General features: G+C 40.9%; 11 protein-coding genes. 8 read left to right on the top strand and 3 right to left on the bottom strand.

Going from position 1 to position 17681, the window contains the following annotated elements; translation table 11 throughout:
• Positions 1 to 77: 77 nt before the first annotated feature.
• Positions 78 to 2558, bottom strand: coding sequence for a hypothetical protein (locus MTN96_RS22330; protein WP_248532789.1), 2481 nt, complete (start codon positions 2556 to 2558; stop codon positions 78 to 80).
• Positions 2559 to 2623: 65 nt separating this feature from the next.
• Here MTN96_RS22330 and MTN96_RS22325 point away from each other — a divergent pair, with 65 nt between their 5' ends.
• From MTN96_RS22325 to MTN96_RS22315, 3 genes are all read left to right on the top strand, one after another.
• A complete protein-coding gene (locus tag MTN96_RS22325) occupies positions 2624 to 4372 on the top strand; it encodes an MFS transporter (RefSeq protein WP_248532788.1) in 1749 nt (582 codons plus the stop codon).
• 4 nt (positions 4373 to 4376) lie between these two features.
• Positions 4377 to 6746: an alpha-glucosidase gene (gene ygjK, locus MTN96_RS22320; RefSeq protein WP_248532787.1), complete on the top strand. Its 2370-nt coding sequence runs from the start codon at positions 4377 to 4379 to the stop codon at positions 6744 to 6746.
• Positions 6747 to 6914: 168 nt separating this feature from the next.
• A complete protein-coding gene (locus MTN96_RS22315; protein WP_248532799.1) occupies positions 6915 to 7883 on the top strand; it encodes a dihydrodipicolinate synthase family protein in 969 nt (322 codons plus the stop codon).
• A 75-nt stretch (positions 7884 to 7958) separates the two neighbouring features.
• Here MTN96_RS22315 and MTN96_RS22310 read toward each other — a convergent pair whose 3' ends face one another.
• Both MTN96_RS22310 and MTN96_RS22305 read right to left on the bottom strand, forming a co-directional pair.
• Complete coding sequence (locus tag MTN96_RS22310; RefSeq protein WP_248532786.1) at positions 7959 to 9173, bottom strand: Xaa-Pro peptidase family protein; 1215 nt, start codon at positions 9171 to 9173, stop codon at positions 7959 to 7961.
• A gap of 42 nt (positions 9174 to 9215) precedes the next feature.
• Entirely contained in the window at positions 9216 to 10463 is a 1248-nt protein-coding gene (locus MTN96_RS22305) for an FAD-binding oxidoreductase (protein WP_248532785.1), read from the bottom strand.
• 267 nt (positions 10464 to 10730) lie between these two features.
• Here MTN96_RS22305 and MTN96_RS22300 point away from each other — a divergent pair, with 267 nt between their 5' ends.
• The 5 genes from MTN96_RS22300 (at position 10731) to MTN96_RS22280 (ending at position 17562) form a co-directional block, all read left to right on the top strand.
• Complete coding sequence (locus tag MTN96_RS22300) at positions 10731 to 10946, top strand: hypothetical protein (protein WP_036973850.1); 216 nt, start codon at positions 10731 to 10733, stop codon at positions 10944 to 10946.
• Positions 10947 to 10949: 3 nt separating this feature from the next.
• Complete coding sequence (locus MTN96_RS22295; protein ID WP_010557844.1) at positions 10950 to 11951, top strand: 4-hydroxyproline epimerase; 1002 nt, start codon at positions 10950 to 10952, stop codon at positions 11949 to 11951.
• Between the two features lie 13 nt (positions 11952 to 11964).
• Entirely contained in the window at positions 11965 to 13461 is a 1497-nt protein-coding gene (locus tag MTN96_RS22290; protein WP_235404515.1) for an aldehyde dehydrogenase (NADP(+)), read from the top strand.
• A gap of 120 nt (positions 13462 to 13581) precedes the next feature.
• The gene (locus tag MTN96_RS22285; RefSeq protein WP_055022350.1) at positions 13582 to 14253 is read left to right on the top strand and encodes a GntR family transcriptional regulator; all 672 of its coding nucleotides are present in this window, start codon (positions 13582 to 13584) and stop codon (positions 14251 to 14253) included.
• A gap of 315 nt (positions 14254 to 14568) precedes the next feature.
• The gene (locus MTN96_RS22280) at positions 14569 to 17562 is read left to right on the top strand and encodes a TonB-dependent receptor domain-containing protein (RefSeq protein ID WP_248532784.1); all 2994 of its coding nucleotides are present in this window, start codon (positions 14569 to 14571) and stop codon (positions 17560 to 17562) included.
• Positions 17563 to 17681: the final 119 nt, after the last annotated feature.

Genomic DNA, 17681 nt, shown 5'->3' with positions numbered 1-17681 from the left:
TGGACTAAATAATGGTTATCTAAAGAGAAGCTTAAAGCCACTTTCTTTCGAAAGTGGCGTTTGTCCTATTGTTAAGCTTAGGACAAAGTTAGCTCTTGAATAAGACGAATAGGCTCACCATCAACATTTAAAATGGCCTTTACAGAAATCTGTTGTGGTTTGTCAGTTTTTGTTACTTTGAAGATGTATGTTTTTTGTTCATAAGGTGCTAAATCAACACTTTTCTGTTGAGATTTTGCGGGAGTGGCTTGCTCGAATGATGTCGAGGTTAGAATAATGTCACCAATTGTATCTCCAGAATAAGGCCCAGATAAATTAAGCTCTACTAACCAATGGTCTTCATGCTCTTTCGATTTTACTATATTTAACTCAACGCCATTAAACGGGGTTACTCGTTTGGAGAGCGTAGTTTGGTGCGTTAACGACTTCCATTTGAGAGTTTGCGCAATAGTAATCTTTTCAGCATTTATTTCTGTTGGCAGTGAGATATTATGTGTTCCTGAGCTCAAGCTGCGTTTTAGCTGATGAGTTTTGCTTGGCTTATCAGCGCTATTTGTGAGTGTCACTTGTGCAGTAATTTCTAAAGGGGAACCAGTTGGATTGACCACTCTTAAAAAAGGCCTTTTTTGGTGATAATAAATATCAGATTTAACCCCGGATAGAGTACTAAAACCAGTATTATTTAATGTGGCTATATATTGATTTTCCAAGAACTCTAGTTCAGAACTGGCTTCATCGTGCAGCTCTATAGAGGGGAGTTTTGCCAAAATATTACTCAATTCAAGATCGCATTGTGGTATAAATCTCTCGTGTTGCAGGCAGGTTTTAAACATTCGGTTTAATAGAGCATAATTTTTAAAAAGCCAAGGGTTTGTAAGCGCATTCTCTGCTGTGACAGACACCAAGCGAGTGGGGGTAGGGTTAAATAAGTACGGGGTGATTTTATGGTTGTTATTTTGACCTAATAAGCTGATCTTTTCGCTGTTAAGTGTTGAAATCATTTGCTTATTCAGGGGAATAGAAAATTGTTGGGTTACTTTTTTACTGTCACTTTGAGCGTGTAAGTTAATGCTTAATTGTGCTTGCTCGAGCGTTAGGTTTATTGCAAGTTTCTTATCTGCGATTAATGCACTTTTTATCTCAGGTGTCAGGGCTATTTGCTTTGCTTTAAAGTTATCGTAGCTTTGTGCATTTATAATTAAGTGACTGCCATCTTCAATAAGCAGCATCAGTAATTGATCATCACTTGCTTGCTCTTCACCAATAAAAGTGCGGCGATATTTTTGGTTTTTTTGGCTACGCTTACCTTGTAATGCTATGCCAATGTTTCCTCGATGTAATTGAGCAGCTTCAAATTCGATTAACGCGGCCACTTGGTTTTTATTTACCACATCAATGAGCGAACTCGGCTTTGGCGCTGGAAAGTCCATGACTGGGTGGTTGGCAGTTGAGGGGAGATTAATATCTAATCGTGATAACGCCGTTGATTGAGTATTACGTAGCCAGTAAGCGTTACCGTCTTGCTCCCAAGGTCCTGATACAATATGGAAGCTAGGCTGGATATTTTCTACAAAATCAGCAAAACCTTGTTCTATTTCCGACCAATTTTTAAAAGTACTTTTAAGCAGTGAGTTAGCTGTTGAAAGTGTGGCTTCGCTGTGTGGGTTCGCTAGTCTTAGCTCTTCAATAAAGTGAGCAAAGTACTGTGCCCGTTCAGGAGAGTTTAAAAGGTAATGAATAATAAAAAAATTAAGTCCACGCTTTAGTGCAGGATCGTCATTTATTTCTTCAATTGTAGGTTTATTTGCGCTGTAATATTGTTTTAAACCGGTTTCAATGTAATTCATTGGGGCGCGATCAAATACCATGACGGTGAGTTGTTTTTGCTTAGGATCATAAACATGGTGAGCAATCGAATCAGCTAAACCTTCGGTGATCCAATTAGGTGCCCACGTTGAATGGCCGTTTAATGCCATATGAAAAGCATGCATGGTTTCGTGAATAACTATATAGCGCTGGTGGTGCTCACGGTGGCTGGGGAAATTATATCCGGCACGGTTATAAAACATGGTTTCACCACCGGCCGTTTTATGTACCCCACGTAAAAAACCATCATCAAGCATGGCCTCTCGTACACGTGATCGACTACTACCATAAACAACTGCAATGCGTTGGCGCTCAATATTGGGGGGAGCCATACCAAATAAAGCAACATAATGTGGATATGCCATTTCAAGTAACTCTAAGTATAGCGTGACTTTTTCTTTAGGTAGATCACTTTTTAGCGCAAAGTGCTTACTTACCCACCAGTTGTAGCCCCGACTATTTCCTATTTTGCCATCGCTATATGTATATGGAATTTTTTTTCCTAAAAACTCTATATCGATATTATTGAATGTGCTGGTATAGCCCTGCACGGTAATGTTTGCTTGCATTTTACTTGGGCTGCTTTTTATATTGCCAATACTAGGCTTATTATTATTCGCACTAGTATTAGGCGTGGGCTGACAGGCAGTGAGTAGTAAAGTTAATAATGTGAGAGATATAATTTTTGTCATTTTATTTGCTTTAAGTGTATATTGTATGCAATATAAAATACTGTGTTTAATTGAAAAAGTAAACTATGAATAATAACCAACAATTACAATCAGCAGCACAGCAGGGAATCGATAAAAATAAACAAACTTGGCGTAGCTTTGGGTTAGGTTTCTATTTGGCTAATACCATGGAAATTTTTGAGCGTTTAGCCTGGTATGGTTTCTTTGCTGTATCATCGGTATATATGACCACACCCGTTGAACAAGGGGGGGTCGGATTTAGTGATGCAGAGCGAGGTGCAGTACAGGGGATAATTCCGTTTTTTTTATATTTATTACCTGTGATCACTGGGGCTTTTGCCGATCGCTATGGCTATAAAAAAATGTTTACATGCTCATTTATTGTGATGGCGCCGAGTTATTACTTTTTGGGTCAAGTGACAGACTTTAATTCGTTCTTTATGATTTTAATGTTAGTCGCTTTTGGTGCATCCTGCTTTAAGCCTGTGGTAGTTGGCACTATAAGTCAAAACACTAACGACAGTAACCGGGGTTTAGGCTTTGGTATTTTTTACACTATGGTTAATTTGGGGGGCTTCATAGGCCCGTTAGTGGCTGGGTATTTACGGACTATTAGTTGGGATGCGGTATTTATTATGTCGGCATCTTGGATAGTTGTTAATTTTATTCCATTGCTCTTTTACCGTGAGTCAAGCAGCAAACTACGTAGCAGCATAGGGGCGGCAGCGGTTTTACAGCAAGCTCAACATGTTTTGGGTAACAGCCGTTTCGCATTATTACTGTTTACCAGTGTAATTATTTTAATGACGGGGGGAGTTAGCTGGTTAACATATACTCAAGCTTTTTCGCTAATTACGATTTGGTTAGCTGCGAACTGGTTATGGGATAAGTGCGTAAGCGTGCAAAAAGCGTCTAAATGGTATCTACAACCGGTGAGGGTTAGCAATCGTAGTTTTGCACTATATTTAGCAATATTAACGGGGTTTTGGACGGTATATAACCAACTTTTTTATACTCTACCTCTGTTTATACGTGACTATATTGATACTCAAGATTTAGTTGCACTCTTGAGTTACTTTGGTCAATCAGCAGTGGATTTTTTTGCTTATGTTGATATTCAAGCTTTAAGTAACAAACTGCAAACACTGGCTGCTACTCAAAGTCTAACACCAGTCAAAGAGATAAATTTAGAGGCAGTGCGTCTAGAGTTAGTCCACTTAAAAGTCAATGTTCCTGTTGCTGAAATAGCGTTATTTTTTAAACAAGCTAGTGCTTCTAGCTTTTCGGCTGAGCAAAGTATGCAAGTGGCGCAGCAGTGGCTTAAATACCGACAGGTAAACCCTGAATACCTGATTAATTTAGATTTTGCAGCTATTGTTCTGTTACAAATAATAGTAAGTGTTAAATGTCAGCATTTTAAAGTTATATCTGTCTTAATAAGCGGTTTAATTGTCACTGCAGGTGCTTTTTTAGTGTTGTTATTAATGAGCGCGGGGGTATTACTAAGCCAATTGGGAGGTTTAGTAGTGGTAACGGTTATATTATTAATTGCTTTTGGTGAAATGCTCACCTCTCCAAAAAGCCAAGAGTATGTAGCCAGCATAGCTCCAAAAGGCAGTGCTGCTATGTTTATGGGTTATTACTTTGTGTCTATGGCATTAGGCTTTTTATTTGCTGGATTTTTGTCTGGGTGGAGTTATGGTTACCTAGTCAAAGAGATAAAATCCCCCGAAATCATGTGGCTATTATTTGCAGGCATTGCACTAGTTACCGGATTTGGTTTTTATTTATTAGCGCGATACAAAAAGGGCTAAATAAATGATTTTTAAAAATCTGTTTATTTTAATCACCCTGCTTTTAATCAGTCATTGTAAGGCTGCTGCTAGTGAGGTGGTTAATTATAAGAACTTAATAAATAGAACCGGCAGCCCATATTATATGCAGGAATTTGAGCAAGGCGATCATCAACGTTTTAGCCCTCTTTTTGATCTAGGCGCATGGCATGGACATTTGCTACCAACAGATGAAAACGCCGGCGCGTTCACCGGGCCTGCTATTGTTACTGAGGAGTATTTAAATTTTATAGCGCCTTATCTAGAAAAGCTGACTGTTTATAAAGGCCTGAAAGTCGATGAGGCCAATAAAGTGAAGCTAGCAATGCGGGCTTACAGCTTACCCGGCGCGTTAGTGCAAGAGCTAAGCGGTGACGGGGTAAACATAATACTTACTTTGCGCTTTGTGACAAATCGCACTTCATTAGTTAAAACACAGATCAAAACCACAGAGCCTATTACATTACATTTCACAGGAAAGCTTATAAACCATTTACGTGCTAACAATGGCACTGAAAGAGAGGGGCGTTCGCCATTTGTGGTTTATCCGGAATTAAATCCCCAATGGCAAGTCACCAACAATAGTATTGCGATTAGTTTTGGCAAAGTAAGGGCGCATGGACACATACTCACTTCGGGGAGCTCACAGTTATTGCTTAAAAAAACGTTAGCGGTTAGAACACGTCATGACGACCTAAGTTACTCAAGCACAACGCACATAAAAAACAATCGTACATTCTACACAAGCTATTCATATTTATTAAATAATCAAGAAGCGGTACGTGAAAGAGAGATTATTGATGAAATTTTAAAGCAACCCGAACACTATTTATCACGTAGTAAATTACGTTGGCAAGAGTATATAAATAAAGCTACACAGCCAATTAGTAACAAGCAACCAGCTCTACAAAAACTTGCGGTAAAAAGTGTTGAAACGTTAATTGGAAATTGGCGCAGTAAAGCTGGTGCCGTAGGTTTTGATACCGTTAGTCCTGCCGTTACCGGTCGCTGGTTTTCAGGTAATCAAACTTGGCCTTGGGATAGTTACAAGCAGGCATATGCACTGGTAACATTTAATCCAGAGCTTGCAAAACAAAATTTGAATGCTGTGTTTGAGCATCAAATAACGCCAAACGATGCTGTCAGGCCATGGGATGCTGGATTTATACCTGACTTAGTGGCCTATAATTTTAGTGCAAAACGCGGTGGGGACGGCACAAATTGGAATGAGCGTAATACTAAGCCAAGCTTGGCAGCTTGGGCTGTGTGGCAGGTATTTGAAAATACAGGCGATACTCAGTGGCTCAGACTCATGTATCCTAAACTAGTTGCTTATCGTGAATGGTGGTTACGCAACCGTGATCATAACAAAAACGGTGTGCCTGAGTATGGTGCCACTGTTGATAAAGCTCATAATACTCGTGACGGTAAGTTATTGTTTAAAGTAAAAACCTCGGCAGGTTGGCGAACAAAAAGTGGCTTAAAAAACTATAGGACTTACCTAAGCGATGAAGCAACCTTAGAAATTAAAGTTCCGGCACAAACAGCCGCATCTTGGGAATCTGGTCGTGATGATGCTGCTGTGTTTGGTTTTATAAATAATCAACAGTTAAATCGTTATATAAAAAACGGCGGGATTCGTGGTGACTGGCACGTTGGTTTTGCAGAAAATCGTAATGATACAGGTACATTAGTTGGGTATTCATTATTGCAAGAATCTGTGGATCAAGCCTCTTATATGGCTGCTGATAACCGTTATTTAAGTAAAATAGCGAAGCAGCTTAAATTACCGCACCAAGCAAGTTACTTTTTAAGGCAAGCCGCTCAGTTAAGGGATTATATCAATCGGTGCATGTTTGATAAAAATACAGGCTTCTACTACGACATTGAAATAGCAGATACCCCCTTAGCGAATGGTTGCGCTGGGAGGGCTTTAGTAAAAAGAGGCAAAGGTCCTGAAGGGTGGTCACCGTTGTTTAATCAAGTAGCGAGTATGGAACAGGCCAGTGATGTGGTAAAAACAATGCTTGATAACAATGAGTTTAATACTTACGTTCCGCTTGGCAGTGCTGCGCTGACTAACCCGGCTTTCGGTGCGGATATTTATTGGCGTGGACGTGTATGGCTTGATCAAGCTTACTTTGGGTTAGTAGGTATGAGTCATTACGGTTATTGCAAACAAGCTCAGCAACTAAGTGAAAAGCTATTAAATCATGCCAATGGTTTGCTTTCTAATGCACCAATACGTGAGAACTATAATCCGCTTAATGGTGAGCAACAAGGAGCGCCTAACTTTTCATGGAGCGCAGCACACTTATTACTAATTGCTCAAAAGCAAGGTAAATGGTGCCAATAATTGGCACTGTTTAATTCAGTTCACCAGACTAATCACACTATGGCATAAATTAATCACCACTGCTTAAGCTTCACAAATTACAAGAGAATTAACACAAATAGAATATTGTATACAATATTCTATTTGTGTTAATATTTATAGGAGTTACCTTTAAGCACAGGAAATATGATGAAAACAACGAACACAGATTGGCGCTTTTCAGTTATGCCGGCCGTATTCACATGGCTAAAAGAGTCTGAATCTGGATCATTTGAAATAGACTTTGATACAACAAAGAAATACGCTGCAGAAATTTTAAAAGTACAAGGGAAAGGCGGTAGTAGAATGGGGGGGCTTGTTGGCTCAGGCACATTAGGTGAAAATAGTTATCTAAGTGTTGATCAGCGTCTTTCTTTACTTGAAGCTCTTTCTGATGTTGCAAAAGAATACGGTGTGCCACTGATCAGTGGTGCTGCGGCAGAAACGAAAGAAGAAATAGCTGAAATTGTAAAGCAACTTGCATCTGTTGGCGTAGATACTGTCATGGTTATGCCACCAAAAACCAAAGAAGCACCTAGTGATGAAGATATGTATGCATATTATGCGCTTTGTGCAACAGCCGCTAAAGAGGCTGGCATTACAATTATGCCTTATAACAACCCAGATGCAGCTGGCTACCATGCGCTCTCAACCGAGCTTCTTAAAAAACTTGCTGCGCTTCCTGAAGTAACTGCGTTAAAAATATCGACGTCAGATGTTTCAATCATTGAGACGATAATGCTAGAAAACAAAGATGCAAAAATTTTGGCAGGTGTAGACACTGTCACTGTGCATGCCGGACTAGCAGGAGCATGTGGCGGGATCACAGGTGTAGGTTGTATCTTTCCAAAAGCGAGTGTGACGATGCAGGAGTATGTAAATAAAGGGAAATGGGCTGAGGCTAACAAAATTTCTCAGGCTATGAATTCCATCTCTTACTTGGATGCTCAACCGCTACTTATGGAGTACCTTAAGTGCGCATTTGGAATTCATCATGACGATAAGGATGGTGGACTTCGTACTTTCGGTAATAAATTAACTCAACAGCAAATTGATGACGTTCGTGCAAGATATCTTTTAGCACGAGAGAGGCTTAAAGCTTTGGACTTGTTAGGCTAATTCGTTGTCTAGTTCTTTCAAGTACTAATTAGCTGCACGGTAAGTATTCGCCGTGCAGCAATGAGTATATTTATCTTATAACCCAAATGGGTTTTCGAGGCTATGAGCGGGTTCAGTGAACCACTTTGGACCATTCTCAGTCATATAAAAGTGATCCTCTAAACGCACACCAAATTCACCAGGTACAACGAGCATTGGCTCATTACTAAAGCACATACCAGCGGCTAGAGATGTTTTGTCACCGCCGACCAAATAAGGCCATTCATGGATGTCTAAGCCTATACCATGACCGGTACGGTGTGGGCAGCCAGGTGTTTGATACTCAGGGCCAAGGCCTTGCTCTGCTAAGTAAGAGCGGGCAGCGTTGTCGACACTCTCACAACTTTGACCTATTTGAGCTGCATCAAAAGCGGCCATTTGTGCGGCTTTTTCATAATTCCAAAATTGGCGTTGGCGGTCTGTAGCTTCACCAAATACGTAAGTGCGAGTTATATCTGATAAGTAGTCGTGTACTTTACAGCCAGTATCAATTAAAACCATATCTCCTTTTTTAAGAATTTGTGGCTCTTTGACACCATGAGGAAATGATGTCGCGAGGCCAAACAAAACGATGCAAAAGTAGTTACCAGGCGCGCCAACTTTTTTGTGCGCTTGTTTAATAAATTCTTCTACCTCAGTTGTGCTTATACCCTCATATAGCATGCTGGCTGTGGCCTGATGAACTTTTAAGGTCATATCCATCGCACGCTGTATTAGCATTAGTTCATTGGCTGACTTATGCATGCGGCAATGAGCTGTAACAGGCTGTGCATTAACGAGGTTTAAGCCTGTTTGCGCTTTATTTATGCCATCGAAAATGAAAAACTGCGCGCTTTCGTCAATCCCTACAGTGCCGTTCTCAGCAATGCCCATTTCGGTGAGCACTTTGACAAATAATGCATAAGGACTTTCGTGTTCAAGCCAGCCGCGAATTGGGCCTTCTATAACTTTAAAGCCATTGAGAGAGCCAATTTCAAAATCAGGGGCTATATATTGTACTTCGCCCTTCGCGGGTAAAATAGCACCGACCATGCGCTCACTTGCGTACCAGCGCATACCCGTAAAGTAAGTAAGGTTAGTCCCTGCATTTAAGTAAATTGCATCAATATTATTGGCTTGCATATACTCTTGAGCACGGGCAATACGGGCTAGATGCTCATCAGCTTGAATGGGAATTAAATCGCGAGTCATATTGGAAAGACTAGCAAGTGCTTGTTCTTTCGTTTGAGTACCAATACCTTTGGTCATCATTAGGTTCTCCTATGTATTTGTTTAATTATAATTTTTAAAGAATTAGCGCATAAACCGGTTTATAGAATATGGCTCTAAATTTATGGAGGGGGCTTTATTGAGACACAAATCTGTAATTAACTCGGAAGTTATGGCTCCTTGTGTCAACCCTAAATGCTGATGACCAAAGGCAAAGTACAGGTTATTGTGATTGGGGGCTTGGCCTATTATAGGTAATGAGTCAGGCAATGATGGCCTACAGCCCATCCATGTAGTCGTGGCACTAAGAGGCTGGCTAGCTAATAACGCTTGTGCATGGGGCAGTAAAGCTAATGCACGTTTATTATTAGCCTTTCTATTTATACCCGCAAACTCCACTGTGCCTGCCACTCTTAACCCTTGACTCATCGGGGTCATGATAAGACTCCGTTCAGCAGAAGCTACGGGCCGTGTTAGGCCATGGTTAATATTAACCATACAGTGGTAACCACGCTCGGTATCTAAAGGTGCTGTGTATCCAAGCGGCTCGATGAGAGAGGCACTCCAAGCACCCGCTGCGATCACGACTTTATCGAAATTGAGACTATCTTGTTCATCACTCACCATAAAACTTTCACTTTTAGGCGTGATAGCAACTACTTTCTGTTGACGAAATTGCCCTTTTAATAAACTGAACTTTTGCGCTAATTGGATACAAAATAAATGTGGTTCAATACTATGAGCAACGTCTTCAAATAATAAAGCGTGTTTTATTTTGTCGGATAAACTGGGCTCTAGAGCATGTACTTGCTTTGTATCAAGTAGCTTTACTTTAATTCCTTGCGCTTGATACATAGCCAAGGTGCGCTGCACATCAACCAATGGGGTTTTTTCAAAGGTAAGTAAACTCCCTTGTTTAGTAAGCAGGTGGCCCAGTTGATAGTTTGCTAATAATCTTTCATAAGCATGAATTGCATGTTCATTTAAGGCTTTGAGAGCGTGTGTATGTGCAATAAATCTGGCAGTAGGCATATTTTTAATAAACTGCCAAAACCAAGGGAGAGCTTTTATTGCATAGCGCCAATCAATGCGCAATGGTCCTAATGGGTTAAAAAGCATAGCAGGTAATTTTTTTAATAATGCTACCTGCGCTAGAGGAAATACCTGTTCGGTGGCAAAGTGCCCAGCATTACCTTTTGAACAGCCTTGCGCTAGGCCATTTTCATCGTATAGCGTCACTGCAAAGCCAGCTTGTTGTAACTGTAAAGCTGTGCAAATACCAATTACACCGGCACCGATCACGGCGACTCTTTGAGTTCTTGTATTGGTCAAAATTACCTTCCCCTGATGATAAAAGTAAAACGCTATACGTTTTTTAAAAAATAAATCGATATTGTATTTACTGACAAGTAGTAAGAAAAAGCTCTACAAGCTCTTTCCAACTCATTTTTAGTTATAAATTTCAATTAGTTATGTGTAATTAGTTATTTGTAATCTTTTAAGGGTGTGTACCTATAAATTTAATATTAAAATAGGATATTGATTATTGTATACAATATACTTATCATATCAAGCATAAATTCAGTTCGGAATAGGCAAATGAAAACCAATTGGCATGGTGTAAACCCAGCAATAGCCGCTCAGTTTAATAGTGATGAGTTAGTTAACTCTACATGGCAACTAGTTGGCAGCGCTATAGTAAAAGCTATAGCAGATTTTAAACTACTGGTTGTAAATGAAAAAACTTCTTCATCAACGCTTAACGATACTGCGAAAGCGTATTGTGTTGATGTAAATAAACCTAAATTGGATTAAGTGATGCGCAAAGGAACATTTTTTTGTATAGATGGCCATACTTGCGGTAACCCTGTGCGGCTTATAACAAGTGGCCACCCTCTGTTACAGGGAAATACCATGAGCGAAAAGCGCCAGGACTTTTTAGCTAACCATGACTGGATCCGTCAAGCGCTCATGTTTGAGCCCAGAGGTCACGATATGATGTCGGGCGGTTTTTTATACCCACCTACTAGCGAAGATGGTGATGCAGCCATTTTATTTGTAGAAACTTCCGGCTGCTTACCTATGTGTGGTCACGGTACAATGGGTATTGTTACCTTCGCCTTAGAGCATGGTTTGCTACATGCTAAAACCCCCGGTACTTTAAAACTGGATACGCCAGCAGGACGAGTTCAGGTCAATTATGAAATGACTGGTGGTAAAGTGCAGTGGGTTAAAATTTACAATGTGCCTGCTTATTTAGCGCATCAGTCTATATGTATCAATATTCCAGAGTTGGGCGAATTAAAGGTTGATATCGCCTTTGGTGGTAACTTTTATATTATTGTTGAACCACAGGGCAACTTTAAAGGTATTGAACATTTTAGTGCAGGGCAATTACTCAAATACAGCCCATTAGTGCGTGATGCTATTAATACCAAAATACAATGTATCCATCCGCTCGACTCTACCGTTCAAGGTGCTAGCCATGTGTTATGGACTGGCTCACCCAAAAATTCCAACTCAGATGCGGCTAATGCGGTTTTTTATGGAGATAAAGCCATTGACCGCTCACCATGCGGAACAGGCACTAGCGCCCGCATGGCTCAGTTGTTTAGTAAAGGCTTATTGCAGCAAGGCGATGCATTTATTCATGAAAGTTATATTGGCAGCCAGTTTATTGGCTGTATAGAGCAGGTGTCTGAAGTGGCAGGTCAAACTGCTATTTTACCTAGCATTCGTGGCTGGTCTCGGGTAACCGGAACGAGCACCATTACAGTAGATGACGACGACCCATATGCCTATGGGTTTCAAGTAATTTAACGAGGAGAAAAGCATGACATTAACAGGACAAAGCCTAATTGCCGGACAATGGCAAGGTCGCGCTGAGCAAGGTGAATTTCAAGCCTTTTCACCGGCTAAAAATCAACCATTATCGACACGCTACTTTAATGTAACGAGTACTCAGTTAAATACGGCAGTTGATGCTGCTGATAATGCTTTTATCGAGTACAGAAAAACGAGTTTTAGTCAGCGTGCAGATTTTTTAGAGTGTATTGCAGAGCAAATTTTAGCACTTGGCGATGATTTACTAACGCAAACAGCGCAAGAAACCAATTTACCTATGGCACGCTTACAAGGTGAGCGAATGCGCACGGTTAATCAGTTAAAAGCATTTGCCAGTGCACTGCGTGAAAACCCAGATTCACCACTAGGTTTAAAGCTGATTGATGAAGCTGATAGTAATCGCTCGCCACTACCTAAACCTCGTACAGAGCTTAATTACTTACCGCTTGGGCCTGTAGCTGTATTTGGTGCGTCTAATTTTCCGTATGCATTTTCAACACTCGGGGGGGATACCGCCGCCGCACTTGCAGCAGGCTGCCCAGTGGTTGTTAAAAATCATACTGCGCATCCAGGCACAGGGGAGCTAATGGCTCGTGCAGCGCTTGCTGCGATTAAAGAATGTGATATGCCGCTAGGTGTATTTTCAGTGCTGCAAAGTGATGTTTACGATATTTCGCATCAATTAGTCGCGGCGCCAGCTATTAAAGCTGTTGGTTTTACGGGGTCATTTAATGTCGCACGTTTACTACAAGAAACAATTGCCAAGCGTTCAGAGCCTATTCCGTTTTATGGCGAGCTCGGCAGTATAAATCCACAAATAGTTTTACCAAAAAAAGCTCAAAATGAAGGTAAAGCTATGGCTGAAGCGCTATGCCAATCAATGCTAATGGGTAATGGCCAATTTTGTACCAGTCCTGGCTTATGGCTGGTACCAACGGGCTGTGATGAATTAGAAGCCGAGGTAGCCAACTGCATTAGTGCAGCCGCCTCAGATACTTTATTAACCCCAGGTATTGTGAAGACCTTTAAAAAGCAAGTTAGCCAGCGCAGTGAGCTCGAAAACGTAGAGCTTATTGCAAAAGGCGCACTTACAGAAGACTTTCATGGTAATGCCCATGTATTTGCCTGTAATGTTGATACCTATTTAGCAACCCCTGCATTACGTGAAGAAGTATTTGGCCCAGCCGCTTTATTGGTTCGCTATGAAAGCATGGAGCAGTTAAGTTTACTAGTAGCAGCGCTTGAAGGGCAGCTTACGGCAAGTGTGCATGACAGCGCTGATGATTTAGCTAAAGCTGAACACGTTATAGAAGAGCTGAAATACAAAGTAGGGCGTTTAATACACAATCAAATGCCAACCGGCGTAGAAGTATGTGGCTCAATGAACCATGGTGGACCATTTCCAAGCTCCACAGATGTACGTAGCACTTCCGTTGGGTTAAATGCAATGTTGAGATTTTTGCGACCAATTTGCTATCAGTCTTAGTTAATTGTAGCGGGAGTGGAAATTGCATTTCCCGCTATCTCTTTATTGTGAAGGATTCTAACTTGGCATGCGTGTTTTTATAGGTATAATGTATATCAAATGCAATTTATAGAAATTACTATGGCCATAGAACATAAAACTCGAACTCAGCTTGTAGCAGAAGCTATTCGTGAAAAAATTCTTTCAGGTGAAATAAAAGCGGGTGATCCGCTACGCCAAGCTGCATTAGCCACAGAGCTAAACGTGAGTCGAATTCCGGTGCGTGAAGCTTTGCTACAACTTGAAGCCGAAGGGCTGGTTTACTTTGAAGCTCATAAAGGAGCCACTGCCACACAGCTTTCGGCGTCGCAAATTGACGAAATTTTTGACCTCAGAGCACTTCTTGAAGCCGAGCTATTAAAACATTCAATACAAAGCTTAACTGATCAAGACTTTATTGAAGCCGAGCTTATTTTAACTGAGCTTGAAAGAGCCATGGATGCCGGCGATACCCACCTTGCCACTGGCGATTTAAACAGCCAGTTTCATGCTAAATTATACAGCCGCGCCGCGCGCCCACAAACCCGTGAGTTGGTTGATATGTACAGCAAAAACTCAGAGCGCTATGTACGTATGCATATTTTATTGGCAGGCGGTTTAACAAAAGCTCCTGAAGAGCACCGTACTTTACTCGAGTTATGCAGAAAAAAAGACTGTCAAAATGCCTGTGAATTTCTAAAAAATCATATTGTTAAAGCTAAAAACGATATAAAACAATTACTGATAAAATTAGAAAGTGAAAAAAGTAATTAAAAAATATACCTAGCAACTAGTACCTGCTATTAAACCCTAATTTATAACTTTAGGCATCGCTTTAGCTTTCCAGCAGCAATAATACAGAAGTGATGCCTTCCCCCCCCCTTTTTATTATTCCCATTAGCACCATAAATAGATCCTTTCTGTTGGGTCGAAAGTTCATAAGAATTTTTCACTAATAAGATCAGTTGCTTAAAGATGAATATGAATTATGTGTATATTTAATATTGTATACAATATGTAATGAGTGTATATTTTTTGTCGTCTAAGTTAAATAGGCAATAAAACCAACAGGAACAAGGGAACATTCACATGTTTACAAATAATAAAAAGCAAACTCGGGGAATAGGCATTAAATCGCTGTTAGCAACGGCGGTAACGGCTGCATTAATAATGACTCCTACAGCAAAAGCAGTTGATGGTAGTAGCATTGTTAAAGGTCATGTAGTGGCACAAGCTGGCAACGATTTAACCGGGGCTACAATAACTTTAAAACATAAAAGTAAAGGCTTAGTGTATACCATTACTAGTAATAATGATGGTGACTATTTACTGCGCAATGTGCCAGTTGGTACATATGATGTCACTATAAGTAAAGAAGGCTTTGAGCCGTTAGTTGAAGAAAATGTTGCAGTGACGATTGGTCAATCAATTATTCTCGATGCACAATTATATAAAGCCGGTAGTGATATTGAGCGAATTGCTGTTACGGGATCCGCCATTCGCCGTGTAGATATGGCTTCGTCTACTTCAGGTCTAACATTCAGTGATGCTGAATTAAAAGCTATGCCAGTAAACACTGGTTTTGAAAGTATTGCGTTATTAGCTCCAGGTACAGCGGCACCGGGTGGCGCAAGTTTTAATGGTGCTTCAAGCTTTGGTGGTTCATCAGCAGCTGAAAATGGTTATTACTTTAATGGCTTAAACGTAACCAGTATCCGTACAGGTTTAGGCTCAATTCGCTTGCCATGGGAAGCTATTTCACAAACGCAAGTGAAAACGGGTGGTGTTAGCCCTGAGTTTGGTGGAGCACTTGGCGGTATTGTTAATGCGGTGTCTAAGTCTGGTGATAATGACTTTAACTTCGGTGCAGAAGTACGTTGGGATCCTGATGGTTTACTTAGCCAGCACGACTCTATTTATCAAGAAAATGGGACTATTAGCACTAATACGAAGCAAAGTAGTTACGATTTTAAAGAGCTTCAGTTATGGGCTAGTGGTGCAATCATCGAAGATACCTTGTTTTTTTATGGTTTGTTTGCACCGCGCCGTGAAGAGTCAACTGGCGCAGGACAAACAACTTATTCTGATTTTGAGCGCGATGAAGACCGCTGGTTTACAAAAGTAGATTGGTTTATAAATGAAGATCACTCAGTGGGTTTTTCAGCAATGAACAATAAGCGCACTTGGACCGATAAAACCTTTGCATACAGCTGGCAAGAGAATGTGATTGGTGAGCAACAAGGTGTGGATGCACCAGGGGAAGATGGCGGTAAAGTATATAGCTTAAATTATAATGGCTACCTAACTGATACTTTTTCTGTTTCAGCAGTTGTTGGGCGAGTGACTGAAAACGTTGAAAATGTGGTTGCATCACCAAAGCCAGGTGTTTGGGATGAACGTGATGGCTTTGTCACTTTGAGTCAACATACAAACTCGTCTGTGACTGAACAAGAGTTTACGCGCGACCAAGCAAGGATTGATTTCAATTGGGATCTAGACATGCATTCAATCCAGTTTGGTATTGATTACACTAATGTAAAAGTTGATTACTTTGAAGGTCAAAACGGTATTGGTGATGCTGAGGGATGGTGGACAGTTAAAACTGCCGGTGAAAATGATGTATCTGGTGCTTCTTTGGGGAGTGACTTTATAGAAAGACGAGTTCGAAGTCGCGAAGTCGATTCAGATACAACTTCACTCGCTTTTTATATTAATGATTCATGGCAAGCAACCGATAGTTTAGTGCTTAACATGGGGCTACGCTATAGCCAGTTTGAAAACACGGTATCAGATGGTCGTGCCTTCGTTGATATTGACAATCAAATAGCACCGCGTTTGCAAGCTATTTATGATGTGTCGGGTGATGGCAGTGCTAAGATCTTTGCTACATATGGGCGTTATTTCCAACCAGTCTCTGCGAACATGAATATTACCCAAGGATCTGCTTCGATTGAATGGTTTGAGTACTTTGAGTTAGATGAACTAGACGCAAACGGTGCACCAAGTTTAATGACTGATGGTTCGCCAAGCAGAGGGGACATGCTACGAGATAGGCGTTGGCGCCAGCGTGGTATTACTGAACCAGGGTTAATTGCTTCATCTTCATTAAAACCAATGTACAGTGATGAATTTACTATCGGCTACCAGCAAGAAGTGTTCGATACTATGTCAGCGGGTGTACGCGCTATTTATCGTGATCTTGGACGCAGTGTTGAAGACACTGATGTCGGCCCGGTATTAGCTAAAAAACTGGCTGAAATGGGTATTACCGATAACGTGGGTCAAGGCTCTTATTATGTGCTGAATAACCCAGGTGAAGCTATTCAAATGTCATATGATTTTGACGGTGATGGTCAGGTTGATGAGGTTAATTTAAGTGCTGATGAACTTGCTTTACCAGAGGCGCATCGTAAGTACTTAGCACTTGAGTTTACTCTAGATGGTAATGTGACAGATGATTTACGTATTAACACCTCGTATACCTGGTCACATAGTTATGGTAACACCGAAGGGCTTGTGAAAACAGATAATGATCAAGCCGACCCAGGCTGGACAACCTCTTATGACTATGGCGATTTGATGGATCACGGCTACGGTAATTTACCTAACGACCACCGCCATGCATTTAAATTCAGTGGTGCATATAACATCACCGAAGCTCTGACCATAGGCCTTGTTGCCCGCACTACATCAGGCCGTCCAAAAAGTTACTTCTCAGTTCATCCAGCGGGCGTAGATAGCTGTGCAGAGGGGAATCCTTGGGATGCGTGTATTAGCCAATACTATGATCAAGCATCACATTACGATGAAAATGGTAATCCAGCTCCTCGTGGTAGCAAAGGAAACCTACCTTGGTTAACGAATGTCGATATGTCATTGACTTATAACACGGACTTTTTTGGTACCGATATGACTTTAAAAGGCACCGTCTATAACTTATTTGATGGTGATAGTGCTATGTCAATCAATGAAGAGCGTGCGCAGTACGGTGATAATGGCTTAGAACTGAATCCAGACTATGGACTCGTGACGGGGCGTCAAGGCGCGCGTTATGTGTCTTTAGTTGCACGTATAGAGTTTTAACTCCCTGGTGAAACAGCTGTTTGAAAACAACCTACTAAGCTATTTATCTGAGGGTAATATTAGTGTGTTGTTTTGATGTTTAAGCACATGCTCATTTGAGCCATACAGCCTTAATGCTG

The sequence above is a fragment of the Pseudoalteromonas sp. 2CM28B genome, assembly GCF_023161935.1.
This window is presented reverse-complemented; position numbering and strand designations above follow the sequence as displayed.

Excerpts from the sequence above, each read along its gene's own strand:
- MTN96_RS22300 (WP_036973850.1), top strand. The coding sequence starts at position 10,731 with ATGAAAACCAATTGGCATGGTGTAAACCCAGCAATAGCCGCTCAGTTT.
- MTN96_RS22295 (WP_010557844.1), top strand. The coding sequence starts at position 10,950 with ATGCGCAAAGGAACATTTTTTTGTATAGATGGCCATACTTGCGGTAAC.
- MTN96_RS22325 (WP_248532788.1), top strand. The coding sequence starts at position 2,624 with ATGAATAATAACCAACAATTACAATCAGCAGCACAGCAGGGAATCGAT.
- MTN96_RS22310 (WP_248532786.1), bottom strand. The coding sequence starts at position 9,173 with ATGATGACCAAAGGTATTGGTACTCAAACGAAAGAACAAGCACTTGCT.
- ygjK (WP_248532787.1), top strand. The coding sequence starts at position 4,377 with ATGATTTTTAAAAATCTGTTTATTTTAATCACCCTGCTTTTAATCAGT.
- MTN96_RS22280 (WP_248532784.1), top strand. The coding sequence starts at position 14,569 with ATGTTTACAAATAATAAAAAGCAAACTCGGGGAATAGGCATTAAATCG.
- MTN96_RS22285 (WP_055022350.1), top strand. The coding sequence starts at position 13,582 with ATGGCCATAGAACATAAAACTCGAACTCAGCTTGTAGCAGAAGCTATT.
- MTN96_RS22290 (WP_235404515.1), top strand. The coding sequence starts at position 11,965 with ATGACATTAACAGGACAAAGCCTAATTGCCGGACAATGGCAAGGTCGC.
- MTN96_RS22330 (WP_248532789.1), bottom strand. The coding sequence starts at position 2,558 with ATGACAAAAATTATATCTCTCACATTATTAACTTTACTACTCACTGCC.
- MTN96_RS22315 (WP_248532799.1), top strand. The coding sequence starts at position 6,915 with ATGAAAACAACGAACACAGATTGGCGCTTTTCAGTTATGCCGGCCGTA.